The sequence below is a fragment of the Kitasatospora sp. NPDC059571 genome (genome assembly GCF_042735675.1).
Classification (GTDB): Bacteria; Actinomycetota; Actinomycetes; order Streptomycetales; family Streptomycetaceae; genus Kitasatospora.
The window spans coordinates 1-6,515 of sequence record NZ_JBHWBW010000328.1 but is presented as its reverse complement, the minus strand read 5'-3'; the positions used below and the strand labels follow the sequence as shown (position 1 = coordinate 6,515).

At 78.4% G+C, this 6,515-nt stretch carries 7 protein-coding genes; 5 read left to right on the top strand and 2 right to left on the bottom strand.

Annotated features, from left to right (window positions below):
- Window positions 1–145 precede the first annotated feature (145 nt).
- Both ACFV0G_RS28105 and ACFV0G_RS28100 read right to left on the bottom strand, forming a co-directional pair.
- Complete coding sequence (locus tag ACFV0G_RS28105; protein WP_380553846.1) at window positions 146–778, bottom strand: response regulator; 633 nt, start codon at window positions 776–778, stop codon at window positions 146–148.
- Window positions 775–2,007: a sensor histidine kinase gene (locus ACFV0G_RS28100; RefSeq protein WP_380553843.1), complete on the bottom strand. Its 1,233-nt coding sequence runs from the start codon at window positions 2,005–2,007 to the stop codon at window positions 775–777. Before ACFV0G_RS28100 ends, ACFV0G_RS28105 begins: the two co-directional genes overlap by 4 nt.
- Before the next feature lie 183 nt (window positions 2,008–2,190).
- On the opposite strand from ACFV0G_RS28100, the gene ACFV0G_RS28095 reads away from it, so the two are divergent.
- From ACFV0G_RS28095 to ACFV0G_RS28075, 5 genes are all read left to right on the top strand, one after another.
- Window positions 2,191–3,267: an FtsX-like permease family protein gene (locus ACFV0G_RS28095; protein ID WP_380553840.1), complete on the top strand. Its 1,077-nt coding sequence runs from the start codon at window positions 2,191–2,193 to the stop codon at window positions 3,265–3,267.
- A complete protein-coding gene (locus tag ACFV0G_RS28090; RefSeq protein WP_380553837.1) occupies window positions 3,264–3,947 on the top strand; it encodes an ABC transporter ATP-binding protein in 684 nt (227 codons plus the stop codon). The genes ACFV0G_RS28095 and ACFV0G_RS28090 overlap by 4 nt, the downstream gene beginning before the upstream one ends.
- Before the next feature lie 87 nt (window positions 3,948–4,034).
- Window positions 4,035–5,156: a TIGR03364 family FAD-dependent oxidoreductase gene (locus tag ACFV0G_RS28085; protein ID WP_380553834.1), complete on the top strand. Its 1,122-nt coding sequence runs from the start codon at window positions 4,035–4,037 to the stop codon at window positions 5,154–5,156.
- Window positions 5,157–5,182: 26 nt separating this feature from the next.
- Window positions 5,183–5,860, top strand: a complete 678-nt coding sequence (locus ACFV0G_RS28080) for a phosphonatase-like hydrolase (protein WP_380553831.1) — start codon at window positions 5,183–5,185, stop codon at window positions 5,858–5,860.
- A gap of 128 nt (window positions 5,861–5,988) precedes the next feature.
- A complete protein-coding gene (locus ACFV0G_RS28075; RefSeq protein WP_380553828.1) occupies window positions 5,989–6,441 on the top strand; it encodes a hypothetical protein in 453 nt (150 codons plus the stop codon).
- Window positions 6,442–6,515 lie beyond the last annotated feature (74 nt).

The following is a 6,515-nucleotide window of genomic DNA, read 5'->3' as shown; positions in this document are numbered from 1 at the left end:
CGCCGCGCGGGGCGCGGGGGGCCCGCCGCGCGGGGGCGGCGCCGCCCCCCCCCCCCCCCCCCCCCCCGCGCGCCCCCCCCCCCCGGGGCGGCGCCCCGCGGGGCTGTCCGGACCCGGGACGGCGGCGGGCGCGGCCCGGCGGCCCTCAGCGGCGGATCAGGCCCCGGCCCGTGGCGGCGGCGACCGCCGCGGTGCGCGAGTCCACCCCGAGCTTCGCGTAGACGTGCACCAGATGGGACTTCACGGTGGCCTGGCTGATGTGCAGCCGCCGGGCGATCTCCAGGTTGGCCAGCCCCTGCGCCACCAGGTCCAGCACCTGCACCTCGCGCAGGCTCAGCGCCACCGCGGGGGTGCGCATCCGGTCGAGCAGCCGGTCGGCCACCGCCGGGGCCAGCGCCGTGCGCCCGGCCGCGGCCTCCCGGACGGCCGCGGCCAGCTCGGCGGGCGGCGCGTCCTTCAGCAGGTAGCCGGTGGCCCCGGCCTCGATCGCGCCGAGGGTGTCGGCGTCGCTGTCGTACGTGGTCACGATCAGCACCCGCGGTGCGCCGGGGCGGGCGGTGATCTCCGCGGTCGCCGCGGCGCCGCCCATCCCCGGCCCGAACTGCAGGTCCATCAGCACCACGTCGATCCCGCCGCCGGCCGCGAGCCGCACCGCCTCCTCCGCGGTGGCCGCCTCGGCCGCGATCTCCAGGTCGGCCTCGGTCTCCAGCACGGCGCGCAGCCCGGCCCGGACCACCGGGTGGTCGTCGGCGAGCAGTACCCGGATCCGGCCGCTCACGGTGCCCCCACCGCGGCCGGGGCGGGCCGCCGGGCCGCCGGCAGCGCCAGCTGGGCGGCCACCGCGGTGCCCTGGCCGGGGGCGGACTCCACGCTCAGCGTGCCGCCGAGCGCCGCCATCCGGGCCCGCATCGCGGCCAGCCCGAACCCGCCGTCCGCGGGGCCGGCCGGGGCGCCCGGGGCGGGCAGCGCCGCCGGGTCGAAGCCCGTCCCGTCGTCGACCACGTCCAGGGCCACCGCCGTGCCCATGTAGCTGAGCGACACCTCGATCCGGCCCGGCCGGGCGTGCTGCACGGCGTTGGCCAGCGCCGACTGGGCGACCCGCACCAGCGCAAGCTCCTGCGGCGCGGGCAGCGCCGCAGGCTCCCCGGAGAGCGTGAAGTGCACCGGCACCCCGGCGCGGGCCGAGCCGGTCGCGCAGAGCCGCTCCAGCGCGCCCGCCAGCGGGACGCCGTCCAGCACCGGCGGGGCGAGCTCCCGGACGAACCGCCGGGCCTCCGCCAGGTTGTCCTGCGCCGCCTCGCGGGCCTGCCGCACGTGCGCCCCGGCCGCCGGTACGTCGCCGGGCAGCGCCCGCTCCGCGGCCCGCAGCAGCAGCTGGATCGAGGAGAGCCCCTGGGCGAGCGTGTCGTGGATCTCGCGGGACAGCCGCTCGCGCTCGGCCAGCACGCCCGCCGCGTGGTCCGCCGCCGCCAGGTCGGCCCGGGCCGCGGTCAGCTCGTCGATCAGCCGGCGGCGCTCCTCGCTCTCCCGGTACAGCGCCTGGTAGCCCAGCACGGTGGCGACCGCCACGGCCGCGCCGATCAGCGGGCCGATCAGTGCGGCCACCGCGAGGGTGCCCTCGTGCGCGCAGAAGCCGGCCGCCGCGGCGAGCGCCGTGGCCCCGACCGCGGCCAGCGCCGGCCGCCGCGGCAGCAGGTGCAGCTGGAGGAAGTACAGCGGGAAGGCCAGCCAGACGCCGTCGCGGGTGGCGGCGACCAGCGCCAGCCAGCAGGCGCCCAGCGCGGCCAGCCAGAGCGCGGTGGCGACCGGGCGGCGGCCCACCGCGGGCAGCAGCGGGCCGCCCGCGTACACGGCCGCGGTCAGCACCGCCGCCGCGGCCGCCGCGGCGGCGTGCGGCTGCCCGCCGGCGAGCGCCCGGGCCGCGGCCAGCGCCAGCAGCCCGGCGACCAGCAGGTGCAGGCACCAGGTGACGACGCGCAGTGCGGGGGTGAGGGCACGGGGGTTCATGGTCTCTCCACGGTACCGGGCGGCCCGGCCGCGGCGATCAATCAAAAGGTTGATTCCTGGTGCCTCCCTTCGATTCCACAGGATCGAACCGCGGCGCGATGTGTTGCCAAGGCCGCCCGGCGAGAGTGGATCACGGGTCGCCGAAGGGCGGCGGCCCGTGAGCACCGGAAGGAGCACGCCGCCGTGTTCGTCGCCTGGAGAGACCTTCGGTTCGCGAAGGGGAGGTTCGCCCTGATGGGCACGGTCGTCGTGCTGATCACCGTGCTGGTGGGCCTGCTGTCCGGCCTGACCGCGGGCCTGGCCCGCGGGAACGTCTCCGCCGTCACCGGCCTGCCCGCCGACCACCTGGCCTTCGCCGCGCCGGCCGACGGGCAGAAGCTCGCCTTCGGCGACTCCGTCCTGCCGGAGTCCGCCTGGCGGCAGTGGGCGCAGGTCCCCGGCGTCACCGCTGCCGAGCCGCTCGGCGTCGCCACCACCCGGGCCCGCTCCGGCGGCCGCACCGCGGCGGTCTCCGCGTTCGGCGTCGCGGCCGGCTCCCCGCTCGCCCCGGCGGCCGTCCGGGACGGCGCGGCGGTGCTCTCGGCCGCCGCCGCGAAGGCCCTGGGAGCCGGCCCCGGCGACCGGGTCGCCCTGGGCGGGCGCGAGCTGGCCGTCACCGCGGTGGCCGGCGACGCCGCGTACAGCCACACCCCCGTGGTGTGGACCGGCCTCGGGGACTGGCAGCAGATCGCGCCCGGCGCGGCCGGCGGCGGCACCCGCGCGACGGTGGTCGCGCTCACCACCCGTCCCGGGGCCGACCTGCGGGCGGCCGACGCCCGGCTCGGGACCCGGACGGTGACCCGCGAGGGCGCGCTCGCCGCGATCGGCTCCTACACCTCGGAGAACGGGTCGCTGCAGCTGATGCGCGGCTTCCTGTTCGCGATCTCCGCCCTGGTGGTGGGCGCCTTCTTCACCGTCTGGACGATCCAGCGCAGCGGCGACGTCGCCGTGCTCAAGGCGCTCGGCGCCTCCACCGGCTACCTGCTGCGGGACGCCCTCGGCCAGGCGGTGCTGCTGCTGGTGGCCGGCACCGCGGCCGGCAGCGCGCTCGCGGCCGCCGCCGGGGCACTGGTCTCCGGCACCGTCCCGTTCGTCCTGGACGCCTCGACCGTGCTCGTCCCCGCGCTGGTGATGACCGCGCTGGGCGCCGCCGGCGCGGCCCTGTCCGTCCGCCGGATCACCTCCGTCGACCCGCTGACCGCCCTGGGGAGCACCCGATGAGCCTCGTCCTCGACGACGTCACCCTGACCTACCCCGACGGCGAGAGCCGCCTGACCGCGCTCGACCGGGTCTCGCTGGAGGTGCCCGCGGGCAGCCTGGCCGCCGTCGTCGGACCGTCCGGCTCCGGCAAGTCCAGCCTGCTCGCGGTCGCCGCCACCCTGATCACCCCGGACTCCGGCCGGGTGGTGGTCGACGGCGCCGACACCGCCGGGCTGGGCCGGGCCGCACTGAGCGCGCTGCGCCGCGACCGGATCGGCATCGTCTTCCAGCAGCCCAACCTGCCGGCCTCGCTCACCGCGGTCGAGCAGCTCCAGCTGATGGCCCACCTGGCCGGCCGTCCGGTCCGGGCGGCCCGCGCCCGCGCGCTGGAACTGCTGGACGCCGTCGGCCTGTCCGCGCAGGCCGGCCGCCGGCCCGGGCGGCTCTCCGGCGGCCAGCGCCAGCGGGTCGCGATCGCCCGCGCGCTGATGAACGACCCGCGGGTGCTGCTGGTGGACGAGCCCACGAGCGCCCTCGACCACGAGCGCGGGGCGGCCGTGGTCGACCTGCTCGCCGGGCTCACCCGGGAGCGCGGCACCGCGACCGTGCTGGTCACCCACGACCGCACCCATCTGGCGGCCGCCGACCGGATCGCCGAGGTGCGCGACGGCCGGCTCCGGGTCGAGGAGGCCGCCCGCTAGGGTTGTCTGTACAACTTTTCGGGCCGGTTCATCTCCGGGCCGCCGGCGCGACGACCGGCGGACACCTCACCGCCCCAGCCTGTCCGCATGAGAGTCATCGTCGTAGGAGCAGGCGTGCTCGGCACCATGCACGCCTGGCAGGCCGTCGAACGCGGCCACGAGGCCGTCCACCTGGAGCGCGAGACCGAGGCCCGCGGCGCCTCCGTCCGCAACTTCGGCCTGGTCTGGGTCGGCGGGCGGGCGGCCGGCGAGGAGCTGGCCGCCGCCCTGCGCGCCCGCGACCTGTGGGAGCGCATCGGCGAGCGCGTCCCCGGGCTGTGGTTCCGGCCCAACGGGTCGCTCACCGTCGTCCGCACCGACGCCGAACTCGCCGTCGCCGAGCAGGCGGTGAAGCTCCCCGACGCCGCCGAGCGCGGCTACCGGCTGCTGGACGCCGCCGAGACCAGGGCGCTCAACCCGGCGCTGCGCGGCAGCTTCCTCGGCGCCCTGCACTGCGAGCGGGACGCCGCCGTCGAGCCCCGGGTCGCCCAGCCCGCGCTGCGCGCCGCCCTGGAGGCGTCCGGCCGCTACACCTTCCTGCCCGGCCGCGAGGTCCGCGAGGTGGTCGGCGAGCACGCCGTCCGCGACGACCACGGACAGCTGCACGAGGGCGACCTCGTGGTGCTCTGCACCGGCGCCTGGCTGGGCGGCCTCGTCCGCGAGCTCGCCCCCGAACTCCCCGTCCGCCGCGTCCGGTTGCAGATGATGCAGACCGACCCGCTGGACGGACCGCTGACCACCTCGGTCGCCGACGGCGACAGCTTCCGCTACTACCCCGCGTACGGCGGCAGCGCCCTCGACGCGCTGCGCGCCGCCCGGCCGCAGCCCGCCGTCGCCGCCGAGCACCGGATGCAGCTGCTGATGGTGCAGCGCCGCGACGGCGGACTGACCATCGGTGACACCCACGAGTACGACCAGCCGTTCGGCTTCGACGTCGTCGAGGAGCCGTACGAGCACCTCGCCGCCGTCGCCGAGGAGCTGCTCGACCGCCCGCTGCCGCGGATCCGCCGCCGCTGGGCCGGCGTGTACGCCCAGTGCACCGACACCACCCGCGTCGTCCACCGCGAACGGCTGCGCGACGGCGTCTGGCTGGTCACCGGCCCCGGCGGCCGCGGCATGACCTGCTCGCCGGCGATCGCCGAGACCACCGCCGACCTCGCCGGCCTCTGACCACCGAAACCCGAGGAACCCCCGCTATGAGCACCGACATCCGCCTGGTCGTCCTCGACATGGCCGGCACCACCGTCGCCGACGGCGGCCTGGTCGAGCAGGCCTTCCGCGCCGCCGCCCGCACCCTCGGCGTCGACGACGCCGGCAGCGAGCACGAGCGCATGCTCGCCCACGTCCGCGCCACCATGGGCGAGTCCAAGATCTCCGTCTTCCGCCACCTGTTCGGCGACGAGGAGCGCGCGCAGCGCGCCAACGCCGCCTTCGAGCAGGCCTACCACGACCTGGTCGACGCCGGGCACTGCGCCGCCCTGCCCGGCGCCGAGGACGCGATCCGCGCGCTGCGCGACGCCGGCCGCACCGTCGTCCTCACCACCGGCTTCTCCCGGGCCACCCGGGACCGCATCCTGGACGCGCTCGGCTGGCGGGACCTGGCCGACCTCACCCTCTGCCCCGCCGAGGCCGGCCGCGGCCGCCCCTACCCCGACCTGGTGCTGACCGCGCTGCTGCGCACCGGCACCGAGTCCGTCCGGCAGATCGCGGTGGCCGGAGACACCGGGTACGACATGCTCACCGGCACCCGGGCCGGCGCCCCGGTGGTGGCCGGCGTGCTGACCGGCGCCCACGGCGAGGACCGGCTGCGGGCCGACGGCGCGACCCATGTGCTGCCCTCGGTCGCCGACCTGCCGGCCCTGCTCGCCCGCTGACCCGGCCGGACGCACGGCGCTCGGCCGTGCGGGGGTGCCGCCGGGGGAGACCTGCGCGGCGCCCCCGCCACCCGACGGGCCGGGCTTAGCCTGGCCCAGGCCCGTCCGGACGGAGCGAAGGAGCCGCCGTGTCGTTGCGCACCCGGTGCCTGGTGGTCTGCCTGCTGATGCTGCTCGCCGCCTGCGGCACCGCCCCCAGCGGCGCGCGCGCCGCCCGGGGCGGGTCGGGCGGCCCGTCCCCGACGACCACCCAGGGAGCGAGCGTGCCGCCGACCACCGACCCCGCCTCGCCGCCCCCGCAGCCCGGGGCCGTCCCGGCACCGGCCCCGGCGCCCGCGGTGCCGACCTCGGCGCAGCTGGCCGGCCGCCGGATCGTCTGGTCCTACCCGGGGCCGACCCCGCCCGAGGCGCTGCTGGACGCGGTGCGCGAGGGCCGCGCCGCCGGCGTGATCTTCTTCGGCGAGAACACCGCCGACCCCGCCGCGCTGCACTCGGCCGTCGCAGCCCTGGGTGCGGCGCAGCGGGAGAGCGGCGTCCGGTCGCCGCTGCTGCTGATGACCGATGGCGAGGGGGGGGTGTGACGGCGGGCGCGGGGGGGGCGCGCGCGCGGGCGCCCCCGAGACCGCGCGCGCGCGCGCCCGCACGAGCGCGCCGC

What these genes read in the sequence shown, in the direction of transcription:
- ACFV0G_RS28085 (WP_380553834.1), top strand. Translation starts at nt 4,035, where the DNA reads ATGAGAGTCATCGTCGTAGGAGCAGGCGTGCTCGGCACCATGCACGCC.
- ACFV0G_RS28090 (WP_380553837.1), top strand. Translation starts at nt 3,264, where the DNA reads ATGAGCCTCGTCCTCGACGACGTCACCCTGACCTACCCCGACGGCGAG.
- ACFV0G_RS28080 (WP_380553831.1), top strand. Translation starts at nt 5,183, where the DNA reads ATGAGCACCGACATCCGCCTGGTCGTCCTCGACATGGCCGGCACCACC.
- ACFV0G_RS28100 (WP_380553843.1), bottom strand. Translation starts at nt 2,007, where the DNA reads ATGAACCCCCGTGCCCTCACCCCCGCACTGCGCGTCGTCACCTGGTGC.